Origin of the sequence: Empedobacter sp. UBA7494, from assembly GCF_002478465.1 — a bacterium.
Lineage (GTDB): Bacteria > Bacteroidota > Bacteroidia > Flavobacteriales > Weeksellaceae > Empedobacter > Empedobacter falsenii_B.
In genome coordinates, this window is record NZ_DLOC01000053.1 from 1 (window position 1) to 17,400 (window position 17,400).

At 31.5% G+C, this 17,400-nt stretch carries 21 protein-coding genes and 1 tRNA gene; 16 read left to right on the forward strand and 6 right to left on the reverse strand.

The annotated features are described in order from the left end of the window. The first annotated feature begins 15 nt into the window (after window positions 1-15). The 9 genes from B4E95_RS05580 (at window position 16) to B4E95_RS05620 (ending at window position 8,278) form a co-directional block, all read left to right on the forward strand. Window positions 16-2,526 (forward strand): TonB-dependent receptor, encoded by a 2,511-nt coding sequence (locus B4E95_RS05580; RefSeq protein ID WP_291067014.1) that lies wholly within the window; start codon window positions 16-18, stop codon window positions 2,524-2,526. Window positions 2,527-2,608: 82 nt separating this feature from the next. Further along, entirely contained in the window at window positions 2,609-3,565 is a 957-nt protein-coding gene (locus B4E95_RS05585; protein ID WP_291090601.1) for a S66 peptidase family protein, read from the forward strand. Continuing rightward, window positions 3,552-4,187, forward strand: coding sequence for a uracil phosphoribosyltransferase (upp, locus tag B4E95_RS05590; RefSeq protein ID WP_291090603.1), 636 nt, complete (start codon window positions 3,552-3,554; stop codon window positions 4,185-4,187). The genes B4E95_RS05585 and upp overlap by 14 nt, the downstream gene beginning before the upstream one ends. 9 nt (window positions 4,188-4,196) lie before the next feature. After that, window positions 4,197-4,562 (forward strand): YraN family protein, encoded by a 366-nt coding sequence (locus B4E95_RS05595; protein ID WP_291090605.1) that lies wholly within the window; start codon window positions 4,197-4,199, stop codon window positions 4,560-4,562. A gap of 9 nt (window positions 4,563-4,571) precedes the next feature. Beyond that, a complete protein-coding gene (locus B4E95_RS05600; RefSeq protein ID WP_291090607.1) occupies window positions 4,572-5,243 on the forward strand; it encodes a DedA family protein in 672 nt (223 codons plus the stop codon). A gap of 49 nt (window positions 5,244-5,292) precedes the next feature. Further along, window positions 5,293-5,931 carry a VTT domain-containing protein gene (locus tag B4E95_RS05605; protein ID WP_291090609.1) on the forward strand — a complete coding sequence of 213 codons (639 nt, stop codon included), beginning with the start codon at window positions 5,293-5,295 and terminating at the stop codon, window positions 5,929-5,931. Window positions 5,932-5,934: 3 nt separating this feature from the next. Beyond that, window positions 5,935-6,537, forward strand: a complete 603-nt coding sequence (locus B4E95_RS05610; RefSeq protein WP_114998695.1) for a hypothetical protein — start codon at window positions 5,935-5,937, stop codon at window positions 6,535-6,537. A 48-nt stretch (window positions 6,538-6,585) separates the two neighbouring features. Next, on the forward strand, window positions 6,586-7,107 hold the full coding sequence (locus B4E95_RS05615) for a DUF4833 domain-containing protein (protein WP_291074965.1): 522 nt from the start codon (window positions 6,586-6,588) through the stop codon (window positions 7,105-7,107). Between the two features lie 46 nt (window positions 7,108-7,153). Further along, on the forward strand, window positions 7,154-8,278 hold the full coding sequence (locus tag B4E95_RS05620; protein WP_286495690.1) for a GNAT family N-acetyltransferase: 1,125 nt from the start codon (window positions 7,154-7,156) through the stop codon (window positions 8,276-8,278). A 413-nt stretch (window positions 8,279-8,691) separates the two neighbouring features. On the opposite strand, the gene B4E95_RS05625 is transcribed toward B4E95_RS05620, so the two are convergent. Further along, window positions 8,692-8,773 (reverse strand) — tRNA-Leu (locus B4E95_RS05625). Window positions 8,774-8,890: 117 nt separating this feature from the next. On the opposite strand from B4E95_RS05625, the gene B4E95_RS05630 reads away from it, so the two are divergent. Together B4E95_RS05630 and aat are read left to right on the forward strand one after the other, a co-directional pair. After that, complete coding sequence (locus tag B4E95_RS05630; RefSeq protein ID WP_019976879.1) at window positions 8,891-9,262, forward strand: DUF3127 domain-containing protein; 372 nt, start codon at window positions 8,891-8,893, stop codon at window positions 9,260-9,262. A gap of 82 nt (window positions 9,263-9,344) precedes the next feature. Next, entirely contained in the window at window positions 9,345-9,977 is a 633-nt protein-coding gene (aat, locus tag B4E95_RS05635) for a leucyl/phenylalanyl-tRNA--protein transferase (RefSeq protein WP_114998700.1), read from the forward strand. 40 nt (window positions 9,978-10,017) lie between these two features. Here aat and B4E95_RS05640 read toward each other — a convergent pair whose 3' ends face one another. From B4E95_RS05640 to B4E95_RS05650, 3 genes are all read right to left on the reverse strand, one after another. Continuing rightward, window positions 10,018-10,788, reverse strand: coding sequence for a DUF3108 domain-containing protein (locus B4E95_RS05640; protein ID WP_114998702.1), 771 nt, complete (start codon window positions 10,786-10,788; stop codon window positions 10,018-10,020). Window positions 10,789-10,897: 109 nt separating this feature from the next. Further along, window positions 10,898-11,188 (reverse strand): NifU family protein, encoded by a 291-nt coding sequence (locus tag B4E95_RS05645; protein WP_114998704.1) that lies wholly within the window; start codon window positions 11,186-11,188, stop codon window positions 10,898-10,900. Window positions 11,189-11,203: 15 nt separating this feature from the next. Beyond that, window positions 11,204-12,304 carry an Mrp/NBP35 family ATP-binding protein gene (locus B4E95_RS05650; protein ID WP_114998705.1) on the reverse strand — a complete coding sequence of 367 codons (1,101 nt, stop codon included), beginning with the start codon at window positions 12,302-12,304 and terminating at the stop codon, window positions 11,204-11,206. A 134-nt stretch (window positions 12,305-12,438) separates the two neighbouring features. Between B4E95_RS05650 and B4E95_RS05655 the strand changes: the two genes are divergently transcribed. Together B4E95_RS05655 and B4E95_RS05660 are read left to right on the forward strand one after the other, a co-directional pair. Further along, window positions 12,439-12,900 carry a DinB family protein gene (locus tag B4E95_RS05655; protein WP_038336414.1) on the forward strand — a complete coding sequence of 154 codons (462 nt, stop codon included), beginning with the start codon at window positions 12,439-12,441 and terminating at the stop codon, window positions 12,898-12,900. 32 nt (window positions 12,901-12,932) lie between these two features. Beyond that, window positions 12,933-13,430 carry a GNAT family N-acetyltransferase gene (locus B4E95_RS05660; RefSeq protein ID WP_114998707.1) on the forward strand — a complete coding sequence of 166 codons (498 nt, stop codon included), beginning with the start codon at window positions 12,933-12,935 and terminating at the stop codon, window positions 13,428-13,430. Window positions 13,431-13,480: 50 nt separating this feature from the next. Here B4E95_RS05660 and B4E95_RS05665 read toward each other — a convergent pair whose 3' ends face one another. Together B4E95_RS05665 and B4E95_RS05670 are read right to left on the reverse strand one after the other, a co-directional pair. Beyond that, window positions 13,481-14,314 (reverse strand): alpha/beta hydrolase, encoded by an 834-nt coding sequence (locus tag B4E95_RS05665; protein ID WP_114998709.1) that lies wholly within the window; start codon window positions 14,312-14,314, stop codon window positions 13,481-13,483. Between the two features lie 109 nt (window positions 14,315-14,423). Then, complete coding sequence (locus B4E95_RS05670) at window positions 14,424-14,996, reverse strand: nitroreductase family protein (protein ID WP_291090612.1); 573 nt, start codon at window positions 14,994-14,996, stop codon at window positions 14,424-14,426. A gap of 72 nt (window positions 14,997-15,068) precedes the next feature. On the opposite strand from B4E95_RS05670, the gene B4E95_RS05675 reads away from it, so the two are divergent. From B4E95_RS05675 to B4E95_RS05685, 3 genes are read left to right on the forward strand one after another with little or no spacing between them, the layout of a single operon-like run. Next, window positions 15,069-15,830, forward strand: a complete 762-nt coding sequence (locus B4E95_RS05675; RefSeq protein ID WP_291090614.1) for a hypothetical protein — start codon at window positions 15,069-15,071, stop codon at window positions 15,828-15,830. Window positions 15,831-15,845: 15 nt separating this feature from the next. After that, entirely contained in the window at window positions 15,846-16,805 is a 960-nt protein-coding gene (locus tag B4E95_RS05680; RefSeq protein WP_291090616.1) for an aminodeoxychorismate synthase component I, read from the forward strand. Further along, window positions 16,789-17,388 (forward strand): aminotransferase class IV, encoded by a 600-nt coding sequence (locus tag B4E95_RS05685; RefSeq protein ID WP_114998715.1) that lies wholly within the window; start codon window positions 16,789-16,791, stop codon window positions 17,386-17,388. The genes B4E95_RS05680 and B4E95_RS05685 overlap by 17 nt, the downstream gene beginning before the upstream one ends. Window positions 17,389-17,400 lie beyond the last annotated feature (12 nt).

A 17,400-nucleotide genomic window follows, 5' to 3' on the forward strand; every position in this document is an offset into this window, starting at 1 on the left:
AAACTATTTCATAAGATGAGGTTAAACTCAGTAAAGCTTTTATTAGTAGGAGCTTTTGCCTTAACGGCATCATTATCTTTCGCTCAAGTTGTTGAACCAACAGATTCTACAAAGGTTGAACAAGACGAAAATGTATCTTTAAGTGAAACATTAATCATTGGTAAAGGTGTAATCGACGTTACAGAAAATCGTAAAACACCAGTTGCTTCTACAGTTATTACAAGGGAGCAAATTTTGGATAAAGGTGTAGGAAATGTTGAATTTCCAGAATTATTAAAAAATTCGCCATCTATTTATATTGCAGACCAAGCTTCAGGTTTTGGAGATGCAAAAATGTATATGCGTGGTTTTGATCAATCAAATACTGCTTTCTTATTGAATGGTCAACCAATGAACGGAATGGATAACGGAAGTGTATATTGGTCTAACTGGCAATCAGTTTCTGATATTGCAACTGTAATTGATGCACAAAGAGGTTTAGGATCATCTAAGTTAGCAATTTCTTCTATTGGAGGAACTGTAAATATAGTAACAAAAGCAACAGATAAAAAAGAAGGAGGATTTGTACGTTATTTCGCAGGAAATGATTCTTACCAAAAACAAACTGTAGGATATAATACAGGTATGAAAGGCAAATGGGGAGCTTCTTTTGTTTTTGATAATTGGTCAGCTCACAGAAGTTTTGCTCGTGGTACAGAAGGTAAAGGACAATCTTACTTTGTTTCTGTTGGATTTAAACCAAATGATCGTCATACATTCAACTTAATGATTTTTGGTGCACCACAACAACACGATCAGAATTACTCTAAACCAATGGTGTCTGAACGTGATAAAAATGGTGTTGTAACAAAACCAGGTTATGATATTACTGGAAGAAAAGGTAATTCTAATTATGGTTTTTACAATGGAGAGGCAATGTCTGCACGTACAAATTATTATCATAAACCAGTTGCTAATTTAAACTGGGATTTTACGATTAATGAAAACTTATCGTTATCTACAGTAGTTTACGCTTCAACAGGTACTGGTGGAAGTGTAGGTAATGCTGGTAACGGAATTGGTTATACTCCAGGAGGTGGTTACACAAATAATGGAGAGATTAATTGGGGAAATATTTATGCAAATAACGCAACGTTAAAAAATGGTATTTCTGATGGGTATAGAAATGGTACAGTATTAGCTTCTTCAGTTAATAATCATTTCTGGTATGGAGCGGTATCTAATCTTACGTTTGATACAAAGAAAGGTTTAACGTTTAATGTAGGTACAGATATTCGTTTTTATACAGGAGAGCATTATCAACAATTAAATAATTTATTAGGCGCTAGAGCTCGTACTGATGTAAGAAATGTTAATGTTAGTAGACCAGCAGGATACGAAGTTACAAAAACATTCAGTGCAAGTCCTTGGAATGCATTGTTTAATAAAGCTAAACATTCAGAAAGAATAGGTTTTGATAATTCAGAGCGTATTAATTATCAAGGATTTTTTGGACAAGCTGAATATTCTAACGAAAGATTTTCTGCTTTCTTCCAAGGAGCATTATCTTGGCAAGAGTATGAGAAATATGATAACTGGAACTATACTGCAGAAACAGCAGCTGCACAAGGAATCAAATTTAAAAATGGTAAAGCTTACTCAGGGGAGCGTACTAAAATTGGATATAACTTAAAAGCTGGAGCTTCTTTCAATATAGATAGTGAAAATAGTATTTTTGCTAATGTTGGGAAATATTCTCGTCAACCATATTTAAATAATATTTTTGTTCGTAATACTGTAAATTATGTAGAAGACTTACCAGTTAACAACGAAATTTTACAAAGTATTGAAGCTGGTTACCGTTATAAATCTCGTACATTAAGAGTAAATCTTAATGCTTATTATACAGAATGGGATAATAGATCGATGACTTATTCTGGTCAAGATTTTGTCGATGCTAATGGAGATAACCATGCTAACGTTCGTTTCATTGCAACAAACTTATCTGAAGTTCACAAAGGTTTAGAGGCAGATTTTGAAGCAAAAATATCTCATGCTTGGACTGTAACAGGTTATACATCTTATGGTGACTGGAAATACACTGGAGCTTATAATTTCCAAGTTCAAGATACAGATACACAAGCATTAGTTCCTGGTTATGAAAACAGAAAAGAATCATTAGATGCTTATGTTGGTAATGCAGCACAATTTACGTTTGGTATGGGAACTAGAGTAAATATTACTCGTGCTTGGTCTTTTGATACAAACTTTAACTATTTTGCTCGTGTTTTTGAAAATGTTGATTTAATTGATGCTGCTAAAGCTTCAATTGCTGGAAAAACTTATGTTAATGTTCCTATCGATCCATACGCAACGGTAGATTTAGGAATGTCTTATAAATTTAAAATTACAAACAGTCAATCACTTAAATTTAGAGGAAATATCAACAATTTATTCAATGATCAATACATTTCTCGTAAAGACAACTACGGTTACTTCTGGGGGAATGGAAGAACTTGGAATGCAAGTGTAACATACAATTTCTAAGATAAATTTTATAAATAATAAAAAGACGAACTTTTATAGTTCGTCTTTTTTTTTGTGTTTACCTTTGATGAAAATTTGTAAAATGATTCAGCCTGATTTTTTAAAAGAAGGGGATAAAATAGCAATAGTAGCTCCTGCAAAGCGAATGCTCAAAGGAGAATTAGAAGAAACAATTGAGCTCATAAAATCTTGGAAATTAGTTCCAGTTTTAGGGAAAAATATTTATGCCGAATATGATTTTGGTTATCGATATGCAGGCACAGATGAAATGAGAACAGAAGATTTTCAGTGGGCGTTGGATGATTTTGAAATTAAAGCGATTTGGTGTGCTAGAGGAGGTTATGGTTCTGTGAAAATTATTGATGAATTAGATTTAACAAATTTCAAAAAATCACCAAAATGGATAATTGGTTATTCTGATATCACTGTTTTTCACAATCATTTTAATCGATTAGGTTTTCAAACAATACACGGTGTTACAGCAAAGAAATTAGCAAATACCGAATATCATCCAACATCTTATCAAAGTGTTTATGAAGCATTGTTTGGGAAGGAAATTAATTACGAAATTCAATCACATGCTTACAATAATTTAGGCGAAGCAAAAGGAGAATTAATCGGAGGAAATCTTTCGATTGTTTATTCCCTTTTAGGGAGCGAATCTGCGATTACAAATCCTACGGATAAGATTTTATTTTTAGAAGATTGGTTTGAGAGTTGGTATGCAGTCGACCGAATGTTGATGAATCTTAAACGAAACGGAATTCTTACTCATGTAAACGCAATTATTTTAGGGAACTTTACGCACATGGATACGGAAGAAGAAAATGCTGAAAACTACAATCATCCATTCGATCCAAAAACGTATGAAGTCATTCATAGTTATACAAAAAAAATAAATATTCCAATCGCTTTCGGATTTCCTGCAGGACATACAGGTCACAATGTTGCGCTAAAAATGGGTGCAAAAGTTCAGTTAAATGTTACTTCAAATAATGTAACTTTGCATCATTATACAAACATATATGAAACAAGATAATTTAACAGTCATTTCTCACCCGTTGGTAAAAGCAAAAATTACGCAAATGCGTGATAAAAACACAACAACGAAAGAATTTGGTGAATTAGTAGACGAAATTTCAGGTTTGATGTGTTACGAAATTACACGTAACATCGAGCTTGAAGAAGTAGAAGTTGAAACGCCAATTACCAAAACAATCGGTTACAAATTAAAAGGAAATGATATGGCTATCGTTCCAATTTTACGTGCAGGATTGGGAATGGTAAAAGGAATTCATCAATTAATTCCTACCGCTAAAGTTGGTCATATTGGGCTTTACCGCGATCATGATACATTACAACCAGTTGAATATTTGTGTAAACTCCCAACTGATTTAAATTCTCGGGATGTAATTTTGGTTGATCCAATGTTAGCAACAGGAGGTTCTGCAATCAAAGCAATCGAAATTTTAAAAGAAAAAGGAGCAAAATCTGTTCGTTTAGCTTGTTTAGTTGGTTGTCCAGAAGGAGTGGAAGCTGTACAAAATGTTTATCCAGAAGTTCCAATTTTCTTGGCTGCTTTGGATGAAAAATTGAATGAAAATGGATATATCGTTCCAGGTTTAGGTGATGCTGGAGATCGTTTGTACGGAACAAAATAATTTTTTTGAATGAGTATTAGTTACGATTTCGGAAAAGAAGCAGAAAATTTTGCTGTTAATTATTTAATCCAAAATGGATACAAAATATTGGCTCGAAATTATTTTTACAGAAAAGCCGAAATCGATATTATTGCTCAATTTGAAAATGAGATTGTTATTATAGAGGTTAAGAGTCGTACTTCAAATTATGTTGCGGAGCCAGAAAGTTCTGTTAACACAAAGAAGAAGAAATTGTTAATTCTTGCCGCAGATGATTTTATTCAGAAAAATAATTTTATTTCTGAGGTAAGATTTGATATTTTAGCACTTTTAAAAAAACAACAATCTTGGAGCGTAAATCATATCAAAAATGCATTTAATGCTTCGGAAATTTAATCAACTTTTATGGAAGTATTTATGAGTCTTTTTGACTTTATTATGCATATCGACCAACATTTAGCAGAGTTTGCAAATGAATATGGTTTGTGGTTGTATGCAATTTTATTTTTAATCATTTTCGTGGAAACAGGTGTAGTTGTGATGCCTTTTTTACCTGGAGATTCATTGTTGTTTGCGGCAGGGATGTTAGCTGCACAAGAAACAAATGATATGAATGTGTGGATTATGATTGCAATTCTTTTGGTGGCCGCGATACTCGGTGATACATTGAATTATACCATCGGAAAGAAAGTTGGTTACAAAGCAACTAAGGTTAAGATTTTTGGTAAAAATTTCATCCAAGAAGAACATATCAATAAAACGCACGAATTCTACGAAAAATACGGTTCAAAAACCATTGTAATTGCACGTTTTGTACCAATTGTAAGAACTTTAGCGCCTTTCGTTGCAGGAATCGGACGAATGGGATATTCTATTTTCATTACATATAACGTAATTGGAGCTGTGTTATGGGTTGTTGGTTTAACACTTATTGGATACTTTTTAGGAAATATCGAATGGGTTCAAAATAATTTTTCTAAAGTAATTTTAGGAATAACAATCGCTTCTGTACTTCCAATTTTTGTAGAAATTATCAAAGAAAAGTTTGGCAAAAAAAAGATTGTTGAACAAGAATAACAATAAAAACTTAACTCGACTTCGGTCGAGTTTTTTATACCTTTAAATCATGGAAATTTTAGATTATATTCTACATATCGATAAATATTTAGAAACCATTTTGAATGATTATCAACATTGGTTTTACTTGATTTTATTTCTCTTAATCTTTATCGAAACAGGTTTGGTTGTCATGCCTTTTTTACCTGGCGATTCGCTTTTATTTGCAGCAGGGATGTTAGCTGCGGCTTTTCCAGCTCAACTCAATATTTATATCGTATTAGGTTTACTTTGGATCGCGGCAATTGCAGGCGACACAGTCAATTATACGATTGGGAAAACCTTAGGAACGAAATTAGTCACAGCTAAAATTTTCGGTAAACGAATTATTAAAGATTCTGCGATACTAAAGACCGAAGATTTCTTTAAAAAATATGGTTCAAAAACCATTGTAATTGCACGTTTTGTTCCGATTGTAAGAACGCTTGCACCTTTCGTTGCAGGGATTTCTAAAATGCATTATGGCACATTTATCAAATATAATTTTATCGGAGGAACAATTTGGGTTTTCGGGATTACATTGACTGGCTATTTCCTTGGAACAATTCCATTTATCAAAAACAATTTCGAAATTGTCGTAATGGCAATTATTGTGTTTTCTTTGGTTCCAATTATTGTAGAATTCGTCAAAGAGAAAATAAAAAAATAAAAAATGAGTACAGAAAATTCGATTTTCATCATCTTACTTTTGTTGATAATCTTTTTACCAATTATTTTATTTATCATTGAGTCTCAAAAAGAATATAAACACGAAAATGATGAAGTTATTCGCGTCAAAATTGGTTTTTTAAGCTATATTTCAGTTTTTAATATGATTCTTTTTGCAATTCTTTGTCTTACTTTTTTATTTATAGCTTATCAATTATTGTTTGTGACAGATTTCATTTTAACTAACATAATTATTGGAATGATTTTTTTGATACTATTCTTTGTTTTTACCATTCCAGTTGCCAATACTTACAATCATCTCTTACATGAATCTAAGCGAGAAATTTATTTTTTCAGGAATAAAAAGGTTTTGTTCGTTGTAGAAAAAGAATCAGAAATTACTATTGATTTAGAAGATGAAATGATTGAAATCAATCACGAAGTTTCTAATAAAAGTTCTAAATATCAAACTGGTCATGGTAAATATAATTTTATTCAGAATGATGAAATTATTCCAATTTCAGATTTAATCAAATTTCCGCAAGATTTTCTTGATCAAAATAATATTGAACAAGTAAAAGTTTCGAAACTTTTTATTTGGATTTAGATAATCATTCAAATAATTCCTATCTTCTATTTTTAAAAATATCAATCAATGAAAAACCTATTAATTATTTGTTCTATCCTTTTTTCTTTTGTTGTAAATGCACAACAAGGTTATCCTGTTCCTCCAAAATCAGAAAATAGATTATTTTACATTCAACACAACGACAATAAAAATACGTTTGTTTACGATGCTATTTTTTCGAGCAAAGGAATTTTAGATGATGATAATCCAGTTGATATTTATCGTATTCTTTATGCCGAAGATGGTTCAAAAAAGCCCTTGACTTCTATACAAAAGAAATTGGCATATGGTTTAGATATTAAGAAAATTGAAAAGAATGTTTTTCAGTTGACATTGGTTTCTTATCCAACTCAAAAATTAACGCTTAAGCTTGATTCTCAAAAAAATCCAATTGTTCAAACAACTGTTAATAACAAGTTGATAACACTGAATCGTGTTTTCTTAAAACAGAAGAAAGGAACGGCTGGAATCTCCGTAAAGCTTGATTATATTTTATTTTACGGAAAAGATAAAAACGGAAAATCTGTAGAAGAGAAAATTGTTCTCTAAAAAAATCTCCCTAAATTAGAATCTGTAAGACGCAATTTAATAGCATATGATCGAAGTAAGAGAGGTGAATACGCCAAGTGAAATGAAGAAATTTGTCGATTTACCTTTTGAAGTGTATAAAGATAATCCGTATTGGGTGCCTTCTTTAAAGAAAGATGAACTCGCAAGTTTTGATAAAAATAATGCAATTTTTGAGACGGTTGAAGCTAACTATTTTTTAGCTTACAAAGGAAAAGAAGTAGTTGGACGAATTGTTTCGATTATTAATTGGACCGAAGTAAAAGAAATTGGAAAGACTAAAATTCGTTTTGGTTGGTTAGTTTTTAAAGATGATATCAACATTTTAAAAGCTTTATTAACAACTGTTGAAAACATTGCTAAAAATAATAAACTGAGTTATATAGAAGGTCCGATGGGATTTTCGAATATGGATAAAGCTGGATTATTAACAGAAGGATTTGATAAAGTTGCCACTTTGATCGGTTTATATAATTACGAATATTATCCAATATATTTGCAAGAATTAGGTTATCAACCAAAAGCCGAGTGGTTAGAATATTCTATTGATATTGCGAATTTGGGCAAGGTAAAGCAAATGGATAAATTGTGTGAAATGCTCAAAAAACGTTACGAAATAGATACGTATAAATTTGATACAATTAACGAAATGTTACCTTATGTAGACGAAATGTTTGATTTGTTGAATGTGACGTATGCAGAATTGCAAAGTTTTGTTCCGATAGAAAAATTTCAGGTTGAGCATTACAAAAAGAAATATCTAAAATTTCTTCATCCCGATTTTATTTCATGTGTAAAAGATAAAAACAACAAAATGATTGCTTTTGCGATTACGATGCCTTCATTTTCAAAAGCTTTCCAGAAAACGAAAGGAAAATTGTTCCCATTTGGTTGGTGGCATTTGATGCAAGCGCAAAAAAAGAACGATCATGTCGAATTTTATTTGATTGGAATTCATCCTCATTATCAAAATAAAGGTGTTAACGCCTTGATTTTTAAAGAGCTTTATGATCGATTTATAGCGAGAGGAATTAAAACTTTAGAGACCAATCCTTTGCTAGAGGAGAATACAAAAGTGCAACAATTATGGAAAAACTTTGATCCGGTTATCCATAAACGTAGAAAAACATTTTATAAAGATATAGAAGCATAAAAAAATGGTTAGAATCTAAATTCTAACCATTTTCTATATCAATTAAGGTTGTGGCTGATAATTTTTCGCATTATCTTCAGCATCATCATCAAACTAATCTCCAAATTTTTGCTTAACAGATTCTTTGATTTGATTCTATTTTTCTTCTAAATAATTATAAATTAATGTTTAAAAAAATGAAGAATAATTTCCTTAGAAAACTGCGAAGTAAATCAAAATAATGATGATAATTACAACCACTATAAATTCAAAAATGGGGATAGTTCTCCCTCCAGATTTCAAATTTCTTTTTCTTTTCGAATACATACCAAACAACTTGTAACCAAATAATTATCTAAATTTATAAAAAATATTATAAAGTAATAAGTCATAAAAAAAAGACTTTGAAATATTTTTCAAAGTCTTTGCTGTTGTACGGGCGGGGAGACTCGAACTCCCACACCTTGCGGCACTAGATCCTAAGTCTAGCGTGTCTACCAATTCCACCACGCCCGCTAAAATCTCACCGATTTGGATTGCAAATATACACAAGTTTTCTTTCTAACAAAATTTCGAAATAAAATTTTTTTAATCTTTTTTTACATTCTAAATTTGTACAAAGCTTTTACAAAAATGGAAATTACAGGAAGAATTAAGAAAGTATTTGAAACTCAAAATATTACTGCAAGTTTCAAGAAAAGAGAATTTGTTGTTACAACGCAAGAACAATATCCACAAGATATTTTAATTGAGCTTACACAAGATAAGACTGATGTGTTGAATGCTTACAAACCTGGTGATGAAGTGAAAGTTTCTATCAATATTCGTGGTCGTGAGTGGATTAATCCAGAAGGAGTAGCAAGATATTTTAATACAATCCAAGCGTGGAGAATTGAGAATATGGCGAATGCAGCTGCACAAGCACCTCAAGGTTACGATAATTTTGCACCAGCGCCTCCAGTTGATACTTTTTCTAATGGAGATGATGATGATTTACCATTCTAAGTAAAAAAACATCAATTAATACTAAACGTGTTCTTTATTGGACACGTTTTTTTAATTTTATATAAATTATACACAAAACGATATGTATTGGTTAAGTTCTGATTTAATCTTTCCTGATTACGATGAAGTGAATAGCGAGGGAATTATAGCTGTTGGAGGAGATCTTTCGCCAGAACGCCTAATTTTGGCTTATCAGAAAGGAATTTTTCCTTGGTTTAATGAAGAAGATCCAATTATTTGGTGGTTTCCACAAGATCGATTTGTTTTATTTCCAGAAAATTTACATGTTTCGAAATCGATGAAGAAAGTTTTTCGAGATCAAATATTTACGTATTCAGAAAATAAAGCGTTTCGAGAAGTGATTACAAATTGTTCGCAAGCGTATAGAAAAGATCAGGACGGAACGTGGATTACAAATGATATGATCGAAGCATATTGTACGTTACATGAAATGGGAATCGCTAAAAGTATTGAAGTTTGGCAAAACGACGAATTGGTTGGTGGTTTTTATGGAATTGATATGGGCGATGTTTTTTGTGGAGAAAGTATGTTTGCGAAAGTGAGCAATGCTTCCAAAGCTGGTTTTATACAATTTGTTGCAAAATACCACAAGAAATATAAATTGATCGATTGTCAAGTTTATACCGAACATTTAGCGAGTTTGGGTGCAATGGAAATTCCGAGTGATGTTTTTTTGGAATATTTGGAGAAATAAAAAAAAGCGAAATTCGGATTTCGAACTTCGCTTTTTCAATTTACTTCGTAAAAGTAATAGGATATTTTAAATTTTTATATTCATTTAGATCTGCATTTAACGATCCAACTAATAAACCCGCTTTTATTTTTAGCGGAACTAAGTTATCATCGTCAGAAATCCACATTGTAACCGATTCTGATTCTTTGAAAACACGACCAGATTGTACATACGGACGAATTTTGATTGCTGCAATTTTTCCGAATTTTGTTTTTAGGGTTTCACGTCCCAAAACTTTCAATCGAAATTTAAGCGTTTCATCACCAAGAAAAATATTTTCGTTCAAATAATCTCCTGTTTTAAGAGTGGTATGATTGGCATTACGTAAGCTATAAAAAGCAGAAAGTAAATCTTGCGCATCGTAAGGAATCGTTTCTGTTGTAACTTTTCCATCTCGTTTATTTTCAACTTTTGCTTTTCTATTGGCATGATCAAAATAATAGATTTGATGACGTTTGTAACTTCCTTCTACAATATTTCGAACAAATTTTGTAGGTTTCAAATCTGTTTTGTCAATATACGATTCGTAATTATCATCTACCTTAAAAAAAGCACGCACAGCACCTGTTGAAGTTCCTTTTCCTATGATGTGATAATGGCTTTTTCCATTCAATGTAGCTTCTCTTACATCAATGGAAGCAAAACCTGCATTCAATCCAGAATAATGAACTCTAAATTTTAGATTTTCGCCAACTTTGTAGTTGTTTTGAGCATTTAAAGGCAATGCAAATGAAAGGACAATAAAAGTAAAAAATAAAATATATTTTTTCATTTTGAATTTTTGGTTTTGAGGTTAAGATTCAAATTGTTTGCCAAAAATAATAAAACGCCTTTATAAATTGATATAAAGGCGTTTTAATTTATGAGAATCTAATGATATTCTAATTTTCTTCTTTTAAGGAAGATATTTGATCTGCTTCAGTTGAAGTTTCAAAATCTGAAACATTGATAACCGAAACTATTTCTGGAACATATTTTTTGATGGTCATTTCAACACCAGACTTTAAGGTCATTTGGTTGACAGAACATGCTATACATGCACCTGTAAGGCGAACTTTTACAATATTATCTTCTACAGATACTAATTCGATATCGCCTCCATCTGAATTTAAGAATGGTCTAATTTCAGTTAAGGCCTTTTCAACTTCTGAATATTTTTCTTCTGGAGTCATGATCTTTTACTTTTTTTAATTTTTTGCCGAACAACCTGCCATCGTTGTAATACGAACGGCTTCTGTTGGAGGCAAAGTATTGTTACGTTCTACTAAACTTTGTACTGCGTTACGTGCAATTTCTTTGTAAACATTAGCTACAACAGTATCTTCTTGCATTGCAGCTGGACGACCAACGTCAGCAGCTTCGCGAATAGATTGTACAATTGGAATTTCGCCTAAGAAAGGAACACCAATTTGTTCTGCTAAGTTCTTTGCACCATTTTGTCCAAAGATATAATATTTGTTGTTAGGTAATTCTTCTGGTGTAAAATACGCCATATTTTCTACAATTCCTAAAACTGGAACATTAATCGCTTCCATTTGGAACATTCCAACTCCTTTTTTTGCATCTGCTAATGCAATATTTTGAGGCGTAGAAACTACAACAGCTCCTGTAATTGGAACTTGTTGAACGATAGATAAATGAATGTCACCTGTTCCTGGAGGTAAGTCGATTAATAAGAAATCTAATTCTCCCCAATGTGCATCACGAATCATTTGATTCAATGCTTTTGCAGCCATCGGTCCTCTCCAAACAATTGCTTGATCTGTATCAGCAAAGAATCCAATTGATAATAATTTAATTCCGTAAGCTTCTACTGGTTTTATTTTCGTTTTTCCATTAACTTCTACAGAATATGGACGAGCATCTTGACAATCGAACATAATTGGCATAGAAGGTCCGTAGATATCAGCATCTAATAAACCTACCTTGAATCCCATGTTTGCTAAACTTATTGCTAAGTTTGATGAAACAGTAGATTTACCAACACCACCTTTACCTGATGCTACAGCGATAATATTTTTAACACCTGGCAATTCAGAACCTTTGATTTCGTTCGGATTTTTTTCTTCAACTTCAACAGAAATGTTAAGTTTAAGATTTGACTCAGGTAAATTTTCTTTAAATGCATTTTTCAACGCAATTTCCAAACGCTTGCGTTCGTGCATTGCAGGCGAAGGAGAAACAATATCCAATATAATATCATTTCCCATCACTTGAGCGTTACGCATCCAATTGCGAATACCTAATTCTTCTAATACTTGATATATTTGATCTCTTGTGTAAGCCATCTTTTAATTTTAATGAGACAAAATTACGAAGAATCAAAGACTTTAAATAATCTAAAAACGTGATTTTAATTGTTTTGCTTTATAATTTGATAAATAGACTTAATTTGATGTATATTTAAACTTTAAATCTGACTATGGAAGAGCATATTATTTATCTGACGAATATAAGAAAACAGATTATTGATGAGCTTGAACAACACTCTCTGAAACAACTACTTTATATACCTGTTGGCTATAAAAACAATTTGTTTTGGAATGCGGCTCACGTTTTGGCAACACAGCAATTGATCCATTATTATTTAACCGATAATAGGATGTTGGTCGATATTCAGTTTATTCAGAAGTATAAAAAAGGAACAATCGGAAATACGGAAGTAACGGAAGAAGATGTGACAGAATTGAAGGAAATGTTGGAAAGTACACCAATGCAGATGTTCAAGGATTATCGTTCGGAAAAACTATCGTATTATCGATCATATAAAACAAGTTTTGGTATGACGTTAGAATCGATTGAAGATGCAATTTTGTACAACAATATTCACGAAGCAATGCATTTGGGCTATATGATGGCGATGAAAAAGAATATTCCTTTTTAAAATCAAAAAGAGAATAAAATTTAAAAATTTAGATGTTAACATACAGAGATGCTAAACGAAGCGATTTAGAAAAAATAACAGAAATTTATAATTCTACAATAGCTTCGCGATTAGTAACTGCCGATACAGAACCAGTTTCAGTTGAAAGTAAAGCAAAATGGTTCGAAGAACATTCACCTGAAAAAAGACCACTTTGGGTTGTAGAAAATGAATTGAAAGACATTGTAGGTTGGGTAAGTTTTCAATCTTTTTATGGAAGACCAGCTTATGATGCAACTGTAGAAATTAGCATTTATTTAGATGCTATGCAACGTGGAAAAGGTTTAGGAAAACAAGTGTTGGAATATAGCATTACGAAAGCAGCAGAATTTGGAATTAAAACGATTTTAGGTTTTATTTTTTCGCATAATGAACCAAGTTTAAAACTATTCAAACATTTTGGTTTCGAAGATTGGGGAAATTATCCCAATATTGCAATTTTAGACGGAATAGAAAGAAGTTTAACTATTTTAGGAAAACGAATCGCATAAAAAACCCTCACTTCATTTGAAGTGAGGGTTTTTTGTTTATCAGATAAATTTTATTTACCAATACTCCAAATCAGTGCTTTTTCTTTAGTTGCTCTGTAAATTGTAGCATGTTCTTCTTTAGGTTCTGGAGAATAATTCCATTGTAGATTTGGAAGTTTTTCTTGCGTCAAAATATTCTTCAAATCATCTGTATAAGGTAAAATATCACTTGCTCCAGATCCTGCAAACCATAACTTTTTTGGAGTTGAAGGAAATTTAGCTAAATCATTTTTTGAATTCAATAACATTTTGTGATTGTTCCACCAAAGTGAAGGATCAATTGCAATATAATAATCAAACATTTCTGGTTGTTTCAGAAAAGTTTCCATGATAAATAATCCAGCCAACGATTCGCCAATAATTCCTTTATTATTTTTAGTGCGATACTTTTTCGTGATTTCAGGAAATAACTCATCCTTGACAAAGTTTCTAAATTGATTAGAACCTCCCACAACATCGGCTATTTTTTTATCTTCTTCATTTTCAGTTGGTGGACTCAAATCTTTGCGACGTTGTATATTTTCTATTCCAACCAAAATAACTGGTTTTATTTTTTTCGAAGTAATCAAACTATCTAATGTGTTTGCAATATGTGGAAAATCTTCTTTTGTTCCGCCATCAGGCATATACAAAACGGATAACGAATCCTGAGAAGTCGAATATTCTATTGGAACCCAAACATTAATAACTCGTTTTTCATTTAGAATTTTAGAATCAATTGTAAATGTTTCGTGTTTCGGGATTGGATCGTTGTAAACAGGCAGATTAGAGTTTTTGCAAGATGTAAAAAAACTAATAGAGATTACAACTAATAAGTAGTTAAAAATCGATTTCATGTATTTCATATTAAAGTATTTATTCAAATATACAAAAATCATAAAGAGTTGATTTTCTATTTAATAAAAAAGACCACTAAAAAATAGTAGTCTTTCTCAAATTATTTTCAGAAGATTTTTAATATTCTAAAAATCTCACTTTATCTTCGATTGGTTGACGAATAGCTTCTGGGATTTCTCCATCAAATTTTCCCATATAGAAAACACCAACACATTTTTCACCTTCTTCCATAGTTGTAAACTCATCAACATTGGCGATAATATTTGCTGGAGAAGACCAATATGCACCAATCTTTAGCGCACTTGCCATTAACCACATATTCTGAACTGCCATAGAAGTAGCAGCTAATTCTTCCCATTCAGGATTTTTTTCTGTGTTGATAAAATTGATTAATACAATTTTATTCGACTTATCACATTTCTCAATTAATGCATTTATTTTTCTGTCGCTCAATTGATCTGTTGGCGTTCCTTGCACATAAACACGCTTTACGTATTCGCGGAAACGGTCTTTTGCAGGACCTTCTAAAACGACAAAACGCCAAGGTTCTGTTTTTTTATGAGATGGTGCCCAATTTGCTGCCTCAAAAATTTGATTCAATTCTTCGCGCGTAATTTCTTCTTGATTGTATTGCGGAGGAAATATAGAGCGTCTATTTTTTATGATTGATAATAAATCGTTTGCATTCATGTTGTAACAAATATTAATTTTATTCTACTAATCAAGCAAATTTACATTAATTTCAATTAAACCAACGTTAAGATGAAAACATTAGACTACAACAAAATTGAATATTACAAAAACAATAAATTCCAATTTGATATCGGGAAATATTTCAATCAATCATTAGAACTTTTTCAAAATAATTGGCAGCCATTTGTTATTTATGCTCTTGTTGCAGCTATTATTTATATGTTTACTTCCTTCACTGTAATCGGATTTCTTTTTGTGATGTATCCACTTATAATGGGATTTATGATTGGTGCAGAACGTGCAGAAAACAAAATGTCATTAGAATTGGGTGAATTTTTTGGAGGTTTCAAAAATATAGGAAGCTATTTCCTTTTAACGCTTATCGTTATGGGAGTTTCGCTTGTCGTTTTGTCGCCTTATATTATTTTTTCTTTTTTACCACTTATGTTTAATGATCCCGAAAATGTAAATCCAGCATTAATGATTGGTTCATCACTTTTCGGTATGTTATATATCTTAGTGGCGACGATATTTTTATTATTCCTACAAGCGTGCATTTATCTGGCTCCGTATCTTATTCATTATGGAAATATGAGCGCTATTGACGCAATGAAAACTTCTTATGCAATCGTAAAAAAGAATTTTTGGTGGATGGTTCTAATAGCTATTGTTGTTAGTCTGGTTGCTTCAATAGGAGCTATTGCTTGTTATGTAGGTGCGTTAGCAACTTATCCAATTGGCTATATGATGGTTTATTTTATGTTAAAAGATATGATTTTGACAGATGATGAAAAAACAGAAATTGATCTACTTGGTACAAACCAAGAATAATATTAATTTTATCGAATGTTAGCAAAGCATTCGATTTTTACGAAAATGAATGAATTGGGAGCTGCAAAAGTTCCCTTTTTTTTTATGATCGATTTTTTGAAAGAAAATGGAGAAGTAGTTCCGTTAAATGAATTACCTGATGAGATAAAATTTGAAGTAGATTCAACAAAAAAAGAATCTTTTCAGAAAGATTTTAAATTCAATAAATTCCCGATTTCTTTCGACGAATATTTGCCAAAATTCAATTATGTTCACGATAATCTTTTGTTTGGAAATTCATATTTAACGAATTTAACGCTTCCAACAAAAATTGAAACAGATTTGACTTTAGATGAAGTTTTTCAGTTTTCTGAAGCAAAATATAAATTGAAATATAAAAACGAATTTGTTTGTTTTTCTCCCGAACGTTTTGTGAAAATTGAAGATCAAAAAATCTTTTCAAATCCAATGAAAGGAACCATTGATGCCTCGATTCTAAATGCGAAGCAACTTATTTTGAATGATAAAAAAGAAGCTGCCGAACATGCAACAATTGTCGATTTAATCAGAAATGATTTGAGTCTTGTTTCCGAAAATGTTGAGGTGATAAATTATCGCTACATGGATGAGGTGAAGACAAATGATGCAACACTTTTGCAAGTAAGTTCTGAGATAAAAGGCGATTTGAATGATGATTATAGTCAAAATTTAGGAACGATTTTCGATCAACTTTTACCTGCTGGTTCTATTTGCGGTGCGCCCAAAAAGAAAACCGTTGAAATTATTTTAGAAGCCGAGAAGTATCATCGAAATTTTTATACAGGAGTTTTTGGTGTTTTTGATGGCGAAAATCTTGATAGTGCTGTGATGATTCGTTTCATCGAAAATAATCAAGGTGAATTATTTTTCAAGAGTGGAGGAGGAATAACAGCAAAAAGTAAGGCAAAAGCAGAGTACGAAGAATTAATACAAAAAGTGTATGTTCCAATTTATTGAATCGATTTGTTGTGTAAACAAACAACTTCGAAATTTAGAATTTCATCAAGCGAGATTTGATCGAACAAGAAATGATAATTTTACTGAAATCAATCCGATTTTATTGGACGAAATTATTAAGTTTCCGACAGATTTAACGGACGAAAAATATAAAGTTAGAATTGTTTATGATCGTGAAATTCAATCGGTAGAATTTCAATCGTATCAAATCAAACCCATTGAAAGTATTCAACTTTTTGAGATCGAAAATAAAATTGATTATTCCTACAAATATTTAGATCGTTGGTTTTTTGATGAATATTTAAAAGAGTCAAAAACAGATGATTTGGTCTTGGTAAAATCAAATTATATTACAGATTGTATTTATTCGAATATTGTTTTTTTTGACGGTTCTCAATGGATCACGCCACGAACTTTTCTGTTGAAAGGGACAATGCGAGAAGCTTTGTTACAATCAGGCGAAATCATTCAGAAAAATATAAAAGTTTCAGATTTAGTTAATTTTAAATCATTCAAACGAATCAATGCGATGATGAATTTAGACGAAAGCCAAGAATTGGATATTTCGTTGTTAATTCAATAACTCTATGAAATT